Source organism: Kitasatospora sp. NPDC059088 (genome assembly GCF_042738155.1).
Lineage (GTDB): Bacteria > Actinomycetota > Actinomycetes > Streptomycetales > Streptomycetaceae > Kitasatospora.
In genome coordinates, this window is sequence record NZ_JBHYGR010000122.1 from 12,061 (window position 1) to 28,081 (window position 16,021).

A 16,021-nucleotide genomic window follows, 5' to 3' on the forward strand; every position below is an offset into this window, starting at 1 on the left:
CGCTCTCTTGGCGGGCTGCCCGGACCTGCCCCCGCGTGTGACCCCCTAGCCCCCCGGCGGCGGCGGCGAGCGCCCCCCCGCGGGCCCCGCGCGCGGGGGCGGGGGCGGAGGCCGGGGCGGAGGCCGGGGTGTCCGGCGGGTTGCTGGAGGAGATCCGGGCGGAGGTGTCGCGCGGGCGCCCGGAGGTGGTGGGGCGGCCGGTGCGGCTGGAGCGGTTGCGGCCGCGGACCCTGTTCGCCGTGGCGGGCGGGGTGGTGGCCGGGGTGCTGCTGATCCCGCAGTTCTTCGCGGTGGAGGACAACCCGATCGCGGCGCTGACCGATGCCGATCCGTGGTGGATGGCGCTGGCGGTGCTGGCCGCGGGGCTGAGCCACGTGGCGGCGGCGATGGGGTTCGTCGGGTTCGTGCCGGAGCGGCTGAACTTCCGCAACGTGGTGCTGGCGCAGCTGGCCGGGGCGTTCGTGAAGCTGGTGTCGCCCGGGGGCGTCGGCGGGATCGCGCTGAACACCCGGCTGCTGCAGCGGGCGAACATCCCCACCGCGCAGGCGCTGTCCAGCGTCGGGGTGGGGCAGTTGATCGGGCTGGTGCTGCACCTGCTGCAGCTGGGGGCCTTCGTCTACCTGGTGGACGCGCAGCCGGGCGGTTCGGAGCTGGCGGCGCTGCCGGCCGTGGTCGGCGGGCTGGTGGTGGCGGCCGTGCTGCTGGTGGTGGTGTGGTCGATCCCGCCCGCCCGGCGGTGGCTGGCGGCGCGACTGCGGCCGTTGACGGCCGAGGTGCTGCCGCGGCTGCTGGACCTGCTGCGCAATCCGGGGCGGCTGGCGGTGGGGGTGGCCGGACAGCTGGCGGTGTCGCTCTGCCTGATCACCTGCCTGTACTGCTGCGCCCTGGCGATCGGCCGGGCACCGTCCTTCGCCGCGGTGGCGGTGGTGTTCCTGGTGGGCAACGCGGCGGGCAACGCAGCGCCGACCCCGGGCGGGGTCGGCGCGGTGGACGGGGCGCTGCTGCTGGGGCTCCAGCAGACCGCGTCGATGGAGGAGGGCGGGGCGCTGGCGGCGGTGGCGCTGTTCCGGCTGCTGACGCTGATCCTGCCGGTACTGCCGGGCTGGGCGGCGATGACCTGGTTGCAGCGCCGCAAGGCGCTGTAGGGCCGCAAGGCGCTGTAGGGGGCGCGTGGGGGCCGGTGGGGCGTGCGGGGGCCGGTGAGTGCTGGTGGGCGCTTGCCGCTACTCCCGGTACTCGTCCTCGTCGAGCTGGACGACCCGGCTCTGCTCGGCGGCGTCCGCGAGGTCGGTGGCCGGGTCCCCGCCGACGGCCCGGCGCTCGGCGACCTCGTCGTACTCGTCGCCGTCGGTCGCTGCGTCGTCGGGCTCGACGGTCTCGGCAGCCTCGTCGATCAGGTAGTCCTCGTGATTCTGCGGCATGGCGTCCGTCCTCACTGTCGGGAGGCTCCCAGGGCCCGGATGGCGGTACTCGCAGTATCCGCCGCCGGGCGCGCGGACGCGACGTGCCGAGGGCGCTCCGGCGTGTTGTCCGGGCCCCGACCACGCCCGCCCGGCTCCGGAGGCGTTCCGCGCGACGATCGCCCCGGACGCCGCCCGGACGCCGCCCGGGCGGCCGCGCCGACCGGTCCGGGGCCCCGCCCGCGGGCCCGTCCCCCCGGGGCCGGGCGGAACGCCCCGCAGGCCGCCGGGGGTACGATCGGTGCCGTACCCAGGGCCGTCCCGCACCCACCCGGTGGGCCCCGAGGCCCATCCGCACGACGGCCTGACCACGACGGCCCTTACGAACGACGGGGAACCCATGTCCGGCTCGCACTACTTCTCCAGTGCGCCCGAGGTCGCCAGCGAGCGCCGGCCGATCACGGTCTCGCTCCCGGACCTGACCCTCGAACTCACCACCGACGCGGGGGTGTTCTCGCACGGCCGACTCGACCAGGGCACCCGGGTCCTGCTGGAGCACGCCCCGCCGCCGCGGGTCCGCGGCCCGATCCTGGACGTCGGCTGCGGCTACGGCCCGATCGCGCTGACCTGGGCGACCCGCCGCAAGCGGCTCCCGGTGTGGGCGGTGGACGTGAACGAGCGCGCGCTGGAGCTGGTCCGGCTGAACGCGGAGGCCCTGCGGCTGGGCAACGTCCAGGCCGCGCTGCCGGACGAGGTCCCCGAGGACCTCCGGTTCGCCACCATCTACTCCAACCCGCCGATCCGGATCGGCAAGGCCGAGCTGCGCGGGCTGTTGACCCACTGGCTCGGCCGGCTGACCCCGGACGGCTCGGCGTTCCTCGTGGTGCAGAAGCACCTGGGCTCGGACTCGCTGCAGAAGTGGCTCAACGAGCAGGGCTACCCGACCTCCCGGGTCGCGTCGGTCAACGGGTTCCGGATTCTGGAAGCGCGGCCCCGCCCGGAAGCGGGCGAGGGCACCGAGAGTGGACGGGGAACGACGTCGTGAAGCAGCTGCGCGGGACCGAATTGAAGCGACTGCACCGCACCTGGCGGCGCAGCAACGAGTTCCGGCTCGCGATGATCCTGGAGAACCTGCAGTCGCCGTTCAACGTCGGTTCGGTGGTGCGCACCGGGGCGGCGATGGGCGCCGAGAAGCTGTACCTGACCGGGGACACCCCGTCGGTGCGCTCGTCCGGCGCGCAGAAGGCCGCGATGGGCACCGACAAGTACCTGAAGGTGGAGCACTTCCCGACCGTCGCCGAGGCGGTCGCGGCCGCGAAGGCCGACGGCTTCAAGGTGGTCGGGCTGGAGCTGGCGGACGACGCGGTGCCGATGTTCGCCGCCGGGCTGACCCCCGCGGTGGCCTTCGTGCTGGGGCACGAGGACCGCGGGATCACGCCCGAGGCGCTGGAGCTCTGCGACCAGGTGGTGTTCGTGCCGCAGCTGGGCCGGGTCGGCTCGCTGAACGTCTCGGCGGCCGCGACGGTGGCCTGCTACGAGGCGCGCCGGCAGGGGTACGCGATCAGCGGCACCCCGGACGGGAGTGACGCCGGGGGCGACCTCGGCGGCGACGTCGAGGGCGACTTCGGCGACGAGGACTGACATCTGATCCGTCGTCAGATGATCGGAGGGGTGTGCCGAACGGCACACCCCTCCGGCGTTCCTCGGCGTGATCCGGTGCCGGAAGCCGCCGGATATCTGCCGAACGGCAGATGTGCGGGCACGGCCCGGCCGGAAGCATTCGGGACGTGACCGAACTCCAGATCCTCGACCTCACCAAGGAGTACCGCGGCGGCAGACGCGCGGTCGACTCCTTCTCGCTGACGCTCCGGCCCGGCGTGCTCGGCCTGCTCGGCGCCAACGGCGCCGGCAAGTCGAGCCTGATGCGCATCCTGGCCACGGTCACCCGGCCCACCTCGGGGCGGGTGCTGTGGGAGGGGGTGGACATCGCCCGCCGGCCCGGGCCGCTGCGCCGCGCCGTCGGCTACCTGCCGCAGGACTTCGGCGTCTACCCGCAGCTCACCGCCCGCGAGTTCCTCGCCTACCTGGCCGCCGCCAAGGGGCTGCGGCGGCGCTCCGCCGCGGCCCGGATCGAGCAGCTCCTCGACCTGGTCAACCTCACCGGCGCGGCCGGGCAGCGGCTCGGCGCGATGTCGGGCGGGATGCGCCAACGGGTCGGCATCGCCCAGGCGCTGCTCAACGACCCGGCGCTGCTGATCGTGGACGAGCCCACGGTCGGGCTCGACCCGGAGGAGCGGCTGCGCTTCGGCAGCCTGCTCAGCGGGCTCGGCGCCGACCGGATCGTCGTGCTGTCCACCCACATCGTCCCGGACGTCGCCGCCACCGCCGACCGGATCGCGGTGATGGGCGGCGGGCGGCTGCTGCACCACGGCAGTCCGGAGGAGCTGCTGCGCGGGGCCGAGGGCTCCGTCTGGGAGCTGACCGTCGCCGCGGACGGGCTCCCGGCGCTGCGCTCGCGCTTCCCGGTCGGCGCCACCACCCGCACCCCGGAGGGCGTCCGGGCCCGGGTGCTCTCCCGGCAGGCGCCCGCGCCCGGGGCGCGGCCCGTACCGCCCCGGCTGGAGGACGCCTACCTGCTGCTCACCGCCGACCGCACCGGGCCCGGGCAGCCGGAGGCGGTGAGGCCATGGTGACGCGCATCGGGGCGCTGGCCCTGGCCGACTTCCGGGAGCGCCGGCGCCGGCCCGGCTACCTGGTGGTGCTGCTCGGCACGCTCGCGCTCGGGCTGCTCGCCGCGCCGGTGGGCGACTCCCGCTGGGAAGTGTTCCAGGTGACCGACCTGCACGGCCGCTACACCAGCGGCTACGTGGGGACGGTCACCGCGCTCGGCGGCGCGGTCTGGCTCTCGCTGGCCGGCTTCGGGATCGCCCGGGGCGGCATCGGGCGGGACGAGCAGAGCGGTGTCGGTCGGCTGCTCGCCGCCACCCCGCTCAGCCGGGCGGGCTACCTGGCGGGCAAGTTCGTCGGCAACCTGCTGCTGTTCGGCTCGATGCTGCTCGCGCTCGCCGGGACGGCGCTCGCGGTGCAGCTGGTCAAGGGCGACTCGGGCCGGGTGGACGCGGTGCGGCTGCTGCTGCCGTACGTCCTGATCACACTGCCGCTGCTGGCGGCGGTGGCCGGGTGCGCGGTGCTCTTCGACACCGTGCCCGGGCTGCGCGGCGGGCTGGGAGCGGCGCTCTGGTGCGCGGTCTGGCTGGTGACGGTGCTCGGCGCGCAGGCCGGCGGCGGGCCGGACCTACTGGGCATGCGGCGGATCACCGCCTCGATCCGGGAGTCGCTCGCGGCGGGTGGGCGTCCGGTCGCCGGGGTGGAGTTCGGCGTGGGCCTGACGGCGGACAACCGGGTGCTCGGCACCTTCGACTGGCCCGGGCTCGGGCCGGGCGAGGCAGGCGGACCAGCGGCCACGGGGGTGCTGCTGGTCGGCGCGGCGGTGGGGATCGCGCTGGTCGGGGCGCTCTGGTTCCGGCGCTTCGACGGGGATCCGGCCCGGCGGGGCACCGGGCGGGCGCGGCCAGGCAGGGCGGGCGGCGGGACCATCGGCCCCGGCCCCGGCGTCGCCGCCGCGCCGGCGGGCTTCGCCCTGGGGCCCGCCCGACCGGCCGCTCCCCGGCAGGGGCGGATCGGCTTCGACGCGCTGCTCGGGGAGCTGCGGATCCTGGTGCGGGGGCAGCGGCTCTGGTGGGCCGGGGCGGCCCTGCTCGCGGTGGCCGCGGCGGCCGTCGCACCGGACGGGCCGAGCCACGCGGTGCTGCCGTTCGCGATGCTCTGGCCGATTCCGCTCTGGGCCCGGATGGGCCACCGGGCCGACGGTGGCAGCACCGAGCAGCTGCTCGCCGCCTGCCCGTCCCCGCTGCGCCGGGGGCTGGCCGGGCTGCTCGCCGGGATCGTCCCGGCACTGGCGGTGACGGCCGTGCCGGCCCTGCGGCTCGCCGCCGCCGGGCAGTCCCGGGCGGCGCTGGGCGCCGTGGCGGGCGCGCTGCTGGTGCCCGCCCTGGCCCTGCTCTGCGGCAGCCTCAGCCGTGGACCCCGGCTGTTCCAGACCATCTACCCGATGCTCTGGTACGGGATGGTCAACCACGTCTCCGGGCTGGACTTCCTGGGCGTCTCCGGAGACCGCGCCCCGGCCCCGGCGGCGGTCGCCGGGCTGGCCGCCGCCCTGGCCGCGGCCGCGCTCGCCCTGGAGGCGATACGCCGGGCCGTGCGGTGAGGGCGGCGCGGTGACCGCGTGCGGCCGTCACCGTACGGCCCCGGCGTCCTGCGGTGGGCCGGGCGGAGGAGGCGCGGTTCCCCCACCGGGGGGAGCCGGTCCCTCCCCGGGGCGGAGGCCGCGGGCGGTGGTGGGCTGGGAGCTTGGAGGGGTCGGGCAACAGCCCGAACTCCCTTGACGCATCGAAGGATCGACCATGCGCAAGCTCACCGCCGCCATCGCGCTCGCCACCGCCGTCACGGCCCTCGCCGCCGGGACGGCCGGCACCGCCGGCGCCGCGCCCGCCGCTGTGCCCGCGGCCGTACCCGTACCTGCGGCCGCGGCTGCGGCGACCGCCGGACCGGCCGGGCACCTCGCCCTGCGCGGCTGGACGCTGCTCAACGAGCACGGCCCGGGCGCCAACCCCGGCGAGCGGCTCACCGCGCAGGTCAGCGCCCGTACGGTCGACGGCCGGGCCCGGGGGCACGCCGTGGTGCAGCACGTCTTCGACAAGGACGGCACCATCCGGGCCGAGTTCGACGTCGACTGTCTGACCGTCGACGCGGACGGCGCCGTCACGGTGACCGGGCCGATCTCGCGGATGGTGCTCACCCCGCTCGGCGGCGAGCCGCAGCCCTTCCAGCCCGGGCAGCACCCCGAGGCCGGTCTGACCTTCTACCCGGCCGACGGGCACGGCGAGCGCCGGGTCGGCTGGGAACGGACCGACCCCACGAGGCACACCGAGGTCACCCGGTGCGGCACCGTCCCGGCCGGTTTCTGGGTCATCGGAGGCGGCACCGTCCTGCACCGGTAGCGCCAGGGCGGCGACGACACCGGCGGGCCCGCCCGGCGCGGCGGGCCTGCGCCGACGCCCCGCGGGGCGGGCGCGCCGCCCGGGGGGCGGGGGGGGGGAGCCCCGGGCCGGCGGCCCGCCCCCGCCCGCGCCCCCCCCCCGCGGCCGGCCGCCGCCGGCGGGCCCAGGGCGACGGTCAGCCCGGCGTCAGCTGCCCGTCAGCGCCGCGCGCCACCGTAGTGGGCATGACGTCGATCACGGCGGTCTCCAGCTGCCTTCCCGACACCGTCCCGATCGCCCGCTTCCAGCGGCGACTCCAGCTGACGGACGTCCAGTTGCGCCGCTACCAGCGCTTCTACGGGCTCGCCGAGGTGTGCCGCGACCCGGCGGCCACCGAGACCGAGCTGCTGCTGCGCGCCGCGACCAAGCTGGTCGAGCTGCGCGGCCAGGAACAGCGCGTCAAGTACGTCCTCCAGGCCCGCACCATGCCCTCGCCGCTGCCGTACCCGCTGACCGCGCTCGGGCCGCTCCAGGCCGAACTCGGCCTGGAGCACGCCGCCGCGTTCGTCGTCTCGCACCACGCCTGCGCCTCCGGCCTGCTCGCCCTGGACCTGGCCGGCACCCTGCTCGCCGCCGACCCGGACCCGAACGCGCTCGCCCTGGTCGTCGCCGGGGAGAAGGCCTGCACCGCGCAGACCCAGTCCATCCCGGACGTCACCGTGATGGGCGAGGGCACCGCCGCCGTCCTGGTGAGCGCGGACCGCTCCGGCCCGGACCGGATGACGGGCTACGCGGCGCGCACCTACCCGCGGTTCGGCGACGAGTTCGTCATGGGCGAGGTCGCCGCCAAGGAGTTCCAGGACCTCTACGGGCCCGGCCTGTGCGAGGTGATCGCCGCGGCGCTGGCCGAAGCGGGCTGCGGGATCGACGAGTTGGCGCTGGTGCTGCCGCACAACGTCAACCGGCTGTCCTGGCTCGGCGTCTGCAAGGACCTCGGGCTGCCGCTGGAGAAGGTCTTCCTCGACCCTTCCCGCCGGGCCGCTGGAGCCGCTGGAGCCGCCGGAGCGGGCGGACGGCCTGGCCGACGTACGGCTCCCAGCTCTTGAGCCTGAGGGCTCGCTCCTCCGGGGTGAGGCGGCGGGGGCCGAGGCGAAGCCGCCGCGCAGCGCCGAAGGCTCAAGCAACCCGGGCCGAAGGCCCGTGACCGGCCACCAGCAGCTGCTGGACCCCGGCCCGGCCGCCGCGACCTTCCAGATCCAGGCGCTGCTCAGCACCGCCGAGACCGAACCGGCCGCGGCGGGCCGGACCGCCCTGGTCACCGCCGTCGACCGGGACGGCGCGGTCGGCTGCGCGGTGCTCCGCCTGCTGGCCCCGGCCACCGTTCCCGCCGCGACCACCACCCCGAAGCAGACCGCCCCGCACCCGACCGCCCCGAACCCGACCGCCCCGAACGGAGCCGACGCATGATCGCCCTGGTCAGCGGCGGCTCCCGGGGCATCGGCCGGGCGATCGTGCTCCGCCTCGCCCGGGACGGCTACGACGTCGCCTTCTGCTACCGCGCCGACGCCGACGCAGCCGACCGGCTGGTCAAGGAGGCCGGGGAGGCCGGCACCCGGATCACCGCGACCCGCTGCGACGTGGCCGACTCCGCCGCGGTCCGCGACTGGTTCGCCCGCACCGAGCGCGACCTCGGCCCGGTCGACGCCGCGGTCACCTCGGCGGGCATCACCAGGGACCGTCCGGTGATCCTGATGCCCGAATCCGACTGGGACGAAGTGCTGCGCACGAACCTGGACGGCGTCTACCACGTGTGCCGCGCGACGGCCTTCGCGATGAGCAAGCGGCGCACCGGAGTGATCGTCAACCTGTCGTCAGTGTCCGGGATTTACGGTAACGTCGGCCAGGCCAACTACGCCGCCTCGAAGGCGGGGATCATCGGCTTCACCAAATCCCTGGCCAAGGAGTGCGGCCCGCGCGGCGTGCGGGCCAACGTGGTCGCCCCGGGCCTGATCGCGACCGACATGGTCGGCGGGATGTCCGGGGCAGCGCTGGAACGGATGCTGGGGAGCGTTGCGCTCGGGCGGATCGGCAAGCCGGAAGAGGTGGCCGACCTGGTCTCCTTCCTGCTGTCCGACCGGGCGGCGTACATCAGCGGGTCGGTCTTCGAGATCCACGGCGGCGGCACGTTCTGATGGTCCGACGAGTGGGGGCGGGAATGCGGGAAGTGCAGGGTCCGACGGCCGGGGGCGGCAGAGACCACTACGACGCGATCGTGGTCGGCAGCGGCCTCGGCGGACTGGTCAGCGCGGCCTACCTGGCCGCCGACGGGCGCAGCGTGCTCGTCCTCGAACAGCACGACGTGGCCGGCGGCAACGCCCACGTCTTCCGCCGCCGGCGCAAGTACGAGTTCGACGTCGGCACCCACTACGTCGGCGACTGCGGGCCGGACGGCATCTTCCCCGCGATCCTGTCCGGACTCGGCGTCCGCGACCGGGTGTCCTTCCGCCCGATGGACAACGAGCAGGGCTTCGACCGGATCATCACCCCCACCGCCACCCTGGACGTGCCGGCCGGCTGGCCGGGCTACCGGGACCGGCTGCGCGCGGCCCTGCCCGAGGAGGCCGAGGGCGTCGACCGCTTCGTCCACCTCGCCGAGACGGTGGCCGGAGCCACCCGGGAGGCCCTGCTCGGCCGCCCCATGGTCGACCTGTTCCGCCAGTACCCGGACACCATGCGCTGGGCCCGCCGGGCCCGGACCCTCGCCGAGGCCCTGGACCACTGCGGCCTCTCGCCCAAGGCCCGCACCCTGCTCGCCGCCCAGGCCGGCAACTACGGCACCATGCCGGACGGCATCACCTTCGCCGAGCACGCCGCGATGCTCGACCACTACCTGCGCGGCGCCTACTACCCGGAGGGCGGCGGGCAGGTCCTGGTGGCCGCCTTCGTCGAGGCCCTGGAGTCGTACGGCGGCGAGCTGCGCACCCGCTGCGAGGTGCGCCGGATCCTGATCGAGGACGGTCGCGCCACCGGCGTCGAACTCACCGACGGCACCCGGATCTCCGCCCCCCTGGTGATCTCCAACGCCGACTACCGCCGCACCGTGCTCGACCTGTGCGGCGGCGAACGGGCCTTCCCCGCCGACCTGGTCGACCGGACCCGCGCGGCCACCATGCGCGGCGCCCTGGTCGCGGTGTACATCGCCCTCGACACCGAGCTGCCCGGCCTGCCCAACGCCAACCTCTGGTGGCACGGCAGCGACGACATGGAGGCCGCCCACGCCGCCATGATCGAGCGCTGGGAACGCGACGGCACGGTGGACTCGATACCCCAGCTGATGTTCTCCTTCGCCTCCCGCAAGGACCCGGACGCCACCGCGGTCTGCCCGCCCGGCCACTCCAACTTCCAGCTGCTCACCCTCTGCCCGCCCGGCTACGACTTCTGGGGCGTCCGCGGCGGCCCGGTGGACGGCGAGCCCTACCGCCGCGACGCCGCCTACCAGGCGCGCAAGCAGCAGTTCACCGAACTGATGGTGACCGCCGCCGAGAAGGTGGTCGGCCCCTTCCGGGACCGCATCACCCACCTGGAGACGGCCACCCCGCTCAGCCACGAGCGCTACACCCGCAGCAGCGGCGGCACCCCGTACGGCATGGCCCGCTGGGGCAACGTCAGCAAGCGGCCCGACGTGCGCACCGACGTCGAGGGCCTGTACGTGGTCGGCCAGAGCACCCGCTTCGGCAGCGGCCTGAGCGCGGTCGCCACCGGCGGCATCGTCGCCGCCGGGCAGATCCTGGACCGCCCGCTGCTGACCGAGGTCGCCGCGGGCGCCGTGCTCGGCGACCCGGCCAGGCTCCCCGACCGCGGCCCCGACTGGGACCCGCTGCTGGTCTCCCGCGGGCGCGCCCGGCAGGGCGCCAAGGGCCTCGCCCGGATCGGCTGAACCCACTCCCGTACCGCACCCGAGCAGGAGCAGTGTTCCCATGACCAGTGTTCCCATGACCGGTGCCCCGACCTTCGCCGTCGTCCCCGGCGCCCAGGTGCACGAGGCCCTGCACGGCCACGAGCAGGACGTCATCGCCACCGTCGAGGCCGCCCGGCTGGCCGACGCCCGGGGCGAACGCCCGCGCCGGGTCGGCTTCTTCGGGGTCGGCCTGATCGCCCGCTACCTCCACACCTACCTCGCCGCCAACGGCTTCGACTTCACCGAGGCCGGTGTCCACGACCTCTCCGCCGACCACGCCCACGGCTTCGCCGACTACCTGCGCCGGGCCGAGGGCGAGGACCTGGCCGTCACCGTCCACGAGAAGCCCGAGGACCTGGTCCGCTCCGCCGGCCTGGTCGTCTTCGCCACCGTGGCCGGCGAACCGCACGTGACGGACCCGGCCTGGTTCGCCCACCACCCGCTCGTGCTGCACATCTCGCTGCGCGACCTCTCCCCGGAGATCGTCCTCGACTCCTGGAACGTGGTCGACGACATCGACCACTGCCTCAAGGCCGGCACCTCTCCGCACCTGGCCGAACAGCGCGTCGGCCACCGCGCGTTCGTGGCCGGCACGCTGTACGACGTGCTCACCGGCACGATCACCCCGCCCGCCGACCGCACGGTGGTCTTCTCCCCGTTCGGCCTCGGCGTGCTCGACCTGGCCGTCGCCAAGCACGTCCACGACCAGGTCCTGGCGGCGGGCCGGCTGCACACCGTCCCCGACTTCTTCCACGAGCTCAAGCGCTACGGCTGACCCCGCCCCTCCCCCCTTCCCCCGGCCCTCCTCCACCCTCCCCCCCTCTCCCCCACCCTCCGTCAGCGGCACGTCAGTTGAGCGTCAGCCGCCGCGGCGGAGAATCACCCCATGAGATCCTTTGCCACCCTGGCCGAGTTCACCGAGGCGACCGGCGAGCACCTCGGCTACAGCGACTGGCTGGTCGTCACCCAGGAGAGCGTCGACCGGTTCGCCGGCGCGACCGGCGACCTCCAGTGGATCCACGTGGACCCGGAACGCGCGGCCACCGGCCCCTTCGGCACCACCATCGTCCACGGCTACCTGACGCTCGGCCTGCTGCCGGCGATGATGCGCGCCATCTTCGCGATCGAGTCCGTCACCATGGGCGTCAACTTCGGCCTGGACAAGGTGCGTTTCCCGCACCCGGTGAAGGTCGGCGCCGGGTCCGCGGCGGCGCCCGGGTGACCAGCGTGCGCGAGACACCGGCCGGCCACCTGGCCGCGGTGCGGATGACCGTGGAGATCGAGGGCGAGACCCGCGCGGCCTGCGTCGCCGACACCCTCTCCCTCTTCCTCGCCACCCCGAAGGCGTCTCCCCAAGAGGGGAGTTAGTACCACCGCGCCCCGCACCCCACCGCCGCCAGAATGGTCCCCACGGCCACCACGGCCGGGAGCAGCACGCAGGCACCAGAGAGGAGCGCGTCCATGGACCGCACGATGCAGCTCGGGCCCGACCCGGCACCGGTCGAGATCAGGGGCTTCTCCGCTTCCGCCGGACTCACCGGACTCCGGCGCGCGTTGACGCTCTGCTGGCTCTCCGTCTCCGCCTTCGGCCGGTCCCTCGGACTCACCACCGCGATCTCCCTGGTCGGCCCCGGCCTCGGCCTGGTGCCCCGGGCGATGCAGCGGGTCCGCGCCCTGGCGGCCCATCAGCGCGGCCTGGCCGAGGACTGGTCGGGCGTCCGGATCCCGGGCCCGCCCGGACCGCTGCCGCCCGTCCCCGAGGGCGCCTCCGGGGCGATCGCCCGCTACCGCTGGATCATGAGCGACCCGCAGACCCGCCGGGAGTTCGCCTGGATCCTCACCGACCCGATCGCCGGCGGCCTGCTCGCCTTCGGCCCGATCGCCCTGGTGCTCAGCGGCCTCTGGGGGATCTTCCTGGCCTTCTTCGGCGTCCCGCTGTCCACCGAGTGGGACGGCCTCTGGTACCAGTTCATCCCGATCGACGGCCAGGCCACCGCCGTCCTGGCCGGTGTCCTCGGCCTGCTCCAACTCCCGCTCGCCCTCTGGACGGCGCCCCGCGCGGTGCGCCGGCACGCCCTCCACACCCGCTCGATGCTCGCCCCGAGCGAGCAGGAGCTGATGGCCAGCCGGATCGAGCACCTCACCACCACCCGCAGCACCGCGGTGGACACCCAGATGGCCGAGATCCGCCGGATCGAGCGCGACCTCCACGACGGCGCCCAGGCCCGCCTGGTCGCGATGGGCATGACCCTGGACGCCGCCGAGCACCTCCTGGAGACCAACCCGGACGCCGTCCGCGCCCTGCTGATCGAGGCCCGGGAGTCCTCCTCCAAGGCCCTGGAGGAGATCCGCAACCTGGTCCGCGGCATCCACCCGCCGGTCCTCGCCGACCGCGGACTGGCCGACGCCGTCCGGGCGTTGGCGATGGTCTGCCCGGTCCCCACCGAGGTCGCGGTCGACCTCCCCGGCCGCCCCGAGATGCCCGTCGAGTCCGCCGCCTACTTCGCCATCTCGGAGATCCTCACCAACGTCTCCAAGCACTCGCACGCGGACCGCGCCTGGATCGACATTCGCTACGATCACGGCATGCTGCGCGTCACCGTCACGGACACCGGCCGCGGCGGAGCCGACGCCACCCGCGGCACCGGCCTGCGCGGCATCGAACGACGGCTCGCCACCTTCGACGGCGTCCTCGCCGTCAGCAGCCCCGTCAACGGCCCCACCATGGTCACCATGGAGCTCCCGTGCGCATTGTCCTCGCCGAAGACCACTTCCTCCTGAGGGACGGCCTGATCCGCCTCCTCCAGGCCTACGGCCACGAGGTGACCGCCGCCGTCGACAACGGCGCCGACCTCCTCCGCGCCCTCACCGACCACCAGCCGGACGTCGCCGTCGTCGACGTCCGGCTCCCCCCCGACTTCACCGACGAGGGCCTGCGCGCCGTCCTCACCGCCCGCCGCACCACCCCGACCCTCCCCGTCCTCCTCCTCTCCCAGTACGTCGAACCCCTCTACGCCCGCGAACTCCTCGCCAGCGGCGGCCGCGGCGTCGGCTACATGCTCAAGGACCGCGTCACCAACGGCTCCCAGTTCCTCGACTCCATCCGCCGCGTCGCCGACGGCGGCACCGCCATGGACCCCGAGGTCATCTCCCAACTCCTCATCCGCAAGGAACGCGACGAATCCGTCGCCGCCCTCTCCACCCGCGAACGCGAAGTCCTCGAATGGCTCGCCCAGGGCCGCTCCAACGCCGGCATCGCCCAGGGCCTCTTCATCACCGAGAAGGCCGTCGCCAAACACATCAGCAACATCTTCACCAAGCTCAACCTCCTCCCCACCGACACCGACAACCGCCGCGTCCTCGCCGTCCCCACCTACCTCGACCAATAACCCCCGGCACCCGCGCACCGGTCCTGCCCCCAGGCCGAGAAAAGGCAAAAGCCCCAGGTCACGGCGAGTGAGTCCTGGGGCTTCTACAGAGCCGCCTGCGGGATTCGAACCCGCGACCTACGCATTACGAGTTTGCCCAATCATCGTCCGTGGCCGTCCGGGTTCGTCCGCGTCGCTGGTCGGCGGACTGCACAGGACCGAAACGGATCGCCACGGACGCGGTGGACTGAGACCAGAACTGAGACCGGGCACCCGACCAGCCACGCTGGCCCCAGGCCACCGCGACGGACAGACGGCCTGGAAGCTAGCAGCCCTCCCTCGGAATCGTTCATCCTGTCTAGGTATCGACCTAGAGAAGGGAGCGGCCAGTGCCCGAGCGGAGCCCGCGCGGTACCTACCTGCGGATCGCCGATGCGCTGCGGACCAAGATCAGCGGAGACTCCACGGTGACGGCGCTCCCCTCCGAAGCGGAGCTGATGGAGGAGCACGGCGTCGCCCGCACCACGGTGAAACGCGCTCTCGACGTCCTCGCGGCGGAGGGCCTGATTCGGTCGCAGCCCGGCGTCGGATGGGTTGTCGGACGCGCCGAGCCCAAGGTCCCGGTGCTTGACCAGCTCACCGCTCTCGCCCGAAAGCTCGACGTCGGGGCCGTCTTTCCCTCGGAGAAGGAACTCACGGAGCACACCGGTGCAGCGAGAGGTACGGTCCGGCGCGCCCTCGCACAGATGGAGGGCGCCGGGGTCCTCGAAGTGCGCCACGGAAAGGGCCGAACCGTCCGCGCCCTGCCCGCCAATCACACCTAGGAGCAGATGCCCGTGTGGGCCTACGACCTTGCCGAGTCCCTCCTGTCCACCGATCTCCCCCGCCGCTGGTCCCACTCCTTGGGGGTGGCGGGCCGGGCGCGCACCCTGGCCGGGATCCTCGGCCCGGACGCCGAGCTGCTGGAGTCCGCGGCCGTCCTGCACGACGTCGGCTACTCGCCGAGGATCGTCAACTCGGGATTCCACCCGCTCGACGGCGCCCGGTTCCTCCGCTCGGAGAGCGTGGACGAGCGCGTCGTGCGGCTGGTCGCCCATCACTCGTGCGCGCTGCTCGAAGCTGAGGAGCGCGGCCTGCGCCACGAGCTGGAGGCGGAGTTCCCTCTGGAGGAACCCCACCTGGTGGACGCGCTGATCTACTGCGACATGACCACCACGCCGGATGGCACGCCGACGACGACGCCTGACCGGATCGCCGAGATCGTCGGCCGGTACGGCCTCGACAGCATCGTCGGCCGCTTCATCCGCCGCGCCGAGCCGGAGATCGACGCTGCCGCGCGCCGGGTCGAAGGTCGCTTGGTCCAAGCCGACACCACGACCTAACCGATGTGCGGCTGCACTCGGTCAGGCTCCAAGCCGTGCTTGATCCGCAGCCGCATGGACGGGTGAATGTCCAGGTCATCGAGGTCCGCTGGGTTCACCCAGCGGACCTCTTTCGACTCCGAACTCGTCCGCAGGGCACCGCCGACAGGACGCGCCCGGAAGCAGATGGAGAACTGCTGCCGAACCTCCCCGTCGTCGTAGGCCATGACGTGACCGGGGTCCGTATAGAGTCCGACGACCGAAACCACCTCGACGTCGATCCCCGTCTCCTCCCGGACCTCGCGGACCACGGTGTCCGCCACGGACTCCCCGATGTCGTGCCCGCCGCCGGGGAGGGCCCACAGGTTGTTGTCCGTCTTGTGGATCAACAACAGCCGCCCATCGGTGTCCCTCACGACAGCCGTAACGGAGGGCACGACGGAGTTCGCCGGCGGGGCGGCCGGGTCATGGAAGTAGTCGATGCGGCTCACGCAGCCTCACTTTCACGATGTGGCGAGGTGATGGCTCGGGAGCTCTCCCAGATCCGCTCGATGCTCGCCGCGTACGTGCTGAACAGCTCTCCGCCGGGCACCTGGGAAAGGTGCATCACCGGTGCCAGATAGGCGCCGACACCGTAGACGTGTCCGTTGACGAGCAGGTCGTCGTCGGCCCGGTAGAGCGAGTTGTAGAGCGTCGTCGAGTGGAGCCGGAACTCAACTCCGGGGAGGCCGAACAGCGGCGCATAGTTGGCGAGGGCGTTGCGAATCTTGCCCGCCATCGCCGGGCCGATCCCCTCGTCCTCACCGCGCTGGGGGGGGCCCCCCCCCCCCGGGGGGGCCCCCCCCGCGCGGGGGGGCGGCCCCGCCCCCCCCCGCCCGCCAGGGGGGGTTACACA

16 protein-coding genes and 3 pseudogenes are annotated in these 16,021 nt (G+C 74.1%); 16 read left to right on the top strand and 3 right to left on the bottom strand.

The genetic code is table 11. The annotated features are described in order from the left end of the window. Window positions 1-128 precede the first annotated feature (128 nt). Window positions 129-1,145: a YbhN family protein gene (locus tag ACFWXO_RS36070; RefSeq protein ID WP_380529403.1), complete on the top strand. Its 1,017-nt coding sequence runs from the start codon at window positions 129-131 to the stop codon at window positions 1,143-1,145. Between the two features lie 78 nt (window positions 1,146-1,223). Here ACFWXO_RS36070 and ACFWXO_RS36075 read toward each other — a convergent pair whose 3' ends face one another. Then, window positions 1,224-1,421 (bottom strand): hypothetical protein, encoded by a 198-nt coding sequence (locus ACFWXO_RS36075; RefSeq protein WP_375887489.1) that lies wholly within the window; start codon window positions 1,419-1,421, stop codon window positions 1,224-1,226. 379 nt (window positions 1,422-1,800) lie between these two features. On the opposite strand from ACFWXO_RS36075, the gene ACFWXO_RS36080 reads away from it, so the two are divergent. The 15 genes and pseudogenes from ACFWXO_RS36080 to ACFWXO_RS36150 all read left to right on the top strand — a co-directional run bounded on the left by ACFWXO_RS36080 (window position 1,801) and on the right by ACFWXO_RS36150 (window position 15,147). Beyond that, window positions 1,801-2,445 (top strand): class I SAM-dependent methyltransferase, encoded by a 645-nt coding sequence (locus ACFWXO_RS36080; protein ID WP_380529405.1) that lies wholly within the window; start codon window positions 1,801-1,803, stop codon window positions 2,443-2,445. Then, window positions 2,442-3,041 (top strand): TrmH family RNA methyltransferase, encoded by a 600-nt coding sequence (locus ACFWXO_RS36085; protein ID WP_380529407.1) that lies wholly within the window; start codon window positions 2,442-2,444, stop codon window positions 3,039-3,041. The genes ACFWXO_RS36080 and ACFWXO_RS36085 overlap by 4 nt, the downstream gene beginning before the upstream one ends. 110 nt (window positions 3,042-3,151) lie before the next feature. Then, window positions 3,152-4,093: an ABC transporter ATP-binding protein gene (locus ACFWXO_RS36090; RefSeq protein ID WP_380529409.1), complete on the top strand. Its 942-nt coding sequence runs from the start codon at window positions 3,152-3,154 to the stop codon at window positions 4,091-4,093. After that, complete coding sequence (locus ACFWXO_RS36095) at window positions 4,087-5,667, top strand: ABC transporter permease subunit (protein ID WP_380529411.1); 1,581 nt, start codon at window positions 4,087-4,089, stop codon at window positions 5,665-5,667. The genes ACFWXO_RS36090 and ACFWXO_RS36095 overlap by 7 nt, the downstream gene beginning before the upstream one ends. Window positions 5,668-5,863: 196 nt before the next feature. After that, window positions 5,864-6,460: a hypothetical protein gene (locus tag ACFWXO_RS36100; RefSeq protein WP_380529413.1), complete on the top strand. Its 597-nt coding sequence runs from the start codon at window positions 5,864-5,866 to the stop codon at window positions 6,458-6,460. Between the two features lie 224 nt (window positions 6,461-6,684). Continuing rightward, window positions 6,685-7,545: a 3-oxoacyl-ACP synthase gene (locus tag ACFWXO_RS36105; RefSeq protein WP_380529415.1), complete on the top strand. Its 861-nt coding sequence runs from the start codon at window positions 6,685-6,687 to the stop codon at window positions 7,543-7,545. Between the two features lie 94 nt (window positions 7,546-7,639). Further along, window positions 7,640-7,906, top strand: coding sequence for a hypothetical protein (locus ACFWXO_RS36110; RefSeq protein ID WP_380529417.1), 267 nt, complete (start codon window positions 7,640-7,642; stop codon window positions 7,904-7,906). After that, window positions 7,903-8,631: a 3-oxoacyl-ACP reductase FabG gene (gene fabG / locus ACFWXO_RS36115; RefSeq protein ID WP_380529419.1), complete on the top strand. Its 729-nt coding sequence runs from the start codon at window positions 7,903-7,905 to the stop codon at window positions 8,629-8,631. Before ACFWXO_RS36110 ends, fabG begins: the two co-directional genes overlap by 4 nt. A 23-nt stretch (window positions 8,632-8,654) precedes the next feature. Beyond that, window positions 8,655-10,376, top strand: a complete 1,722-nt coding sequence (locus ACFWXO_RS36120; RefSeq protein WP_380529421.1) for a phytoene desaturase family protein — start codon at window positions 8,655-8,657, stop codon at window positions 10,374-10,376. A gap of 136 nt (window positions 10,377-10,512) precedes the next feature. Continuing rightward, window positions 10,513-11,172: pseudogene (locus tag ACFWXO_RS36125) on the top strand (2,3-diaminopropionate biosynthesis protein SbnB); the annotation flags it as partial. Between the two features lie 111 nt (window positions 11,173-11,283). Further along, window positions 11,284-11,765 (top strand): annotated as a pseudogene (locus tag ACFWXO_RS36130) (MaoC family dehydratase). Between the two features lie 93 nt (window positions 11,766-11,858). After that, a complete protein-coding gene (locus ACFWXO_RS36135) occupies window positions 11,859-13,178 on the top strand; it encodes a histidine kinase (RefSeq protein WP_380529423.1) in 1,320 nt (439 codons plus the stop codon). Then, window positions 13,142-13,786, top strand: coding sequence for a LuxR C-terminal-related transcriptional regulator (locus tag ACFWXO_RS36140; protein ID WP_380529424.1), 645 nt, complete (start codon window positions 13,142-13,144; stop codon window positions 13,784-13,786). The genes ACFWXO_RS36135 and ACFWXO_RS36140 overlap by 37 nt, the downstream gene beginning before the upstream one ends. Before the next feature lie 368 nt (window positions 13,787-14,154). Beyond that, the gene (locus ACFWXO_RS36145) at window positions 14,155-14,589 is read left to right on the top strand and encodes a GntR family transcriptional regulator (RefSeq protein WP_380529426.1); all 435 of its coding nucleotides are present in this window, start codon (window positions 14,155-14,157) and stop codon (window positions 14,587-14,589) included. 6 nt (window positions 14,590-14,595) lie between these two features. Further along, the gene (locus ACFWXO_RS36150) at window positions 14,596-15,147 is read left to right on the top strand and encodes an HD domain-containing protein (protein ID WP_380529428.1); all 552 of its coding nucleotides are present in this window, start codon (window positions 14,596-14,598) and stop codon (window positions 15,145-15,147) included. Here ACFWXO_RS36150 and ACFWXO_RS36155 read toward each other — a convergent pair. Both ACFWXO_RS36155 and ACFWXO_RS36160 read right to left on the bottom strand, forming a co-directional pair. Continuing rightward, window positions 15,144-15,617 (bottom strand): NUDIX hydrolase, encoded by a 474-nt coding sequence (locus ACFWXO_RS36155; protein ID WP_380529430.1) that lies wholly within the window; start codon window positions 15,615-15,617, stop codon window positions 15,144-15,146. The genes ACFWXO_RS36150 and ACFWXO_RS36155 overlap by 4 nt on opposite strands. Beyond that, window positions 15,614-16,021: pseudogene (locus ACFWXO_RS36160) on the bottom strand (hypothetical protein); the annotation flags it as partial. The gene ACFWXO_RS36155 and the pseudogene ACFWXO_RS36160, both read right to left, overlap by 4 nt.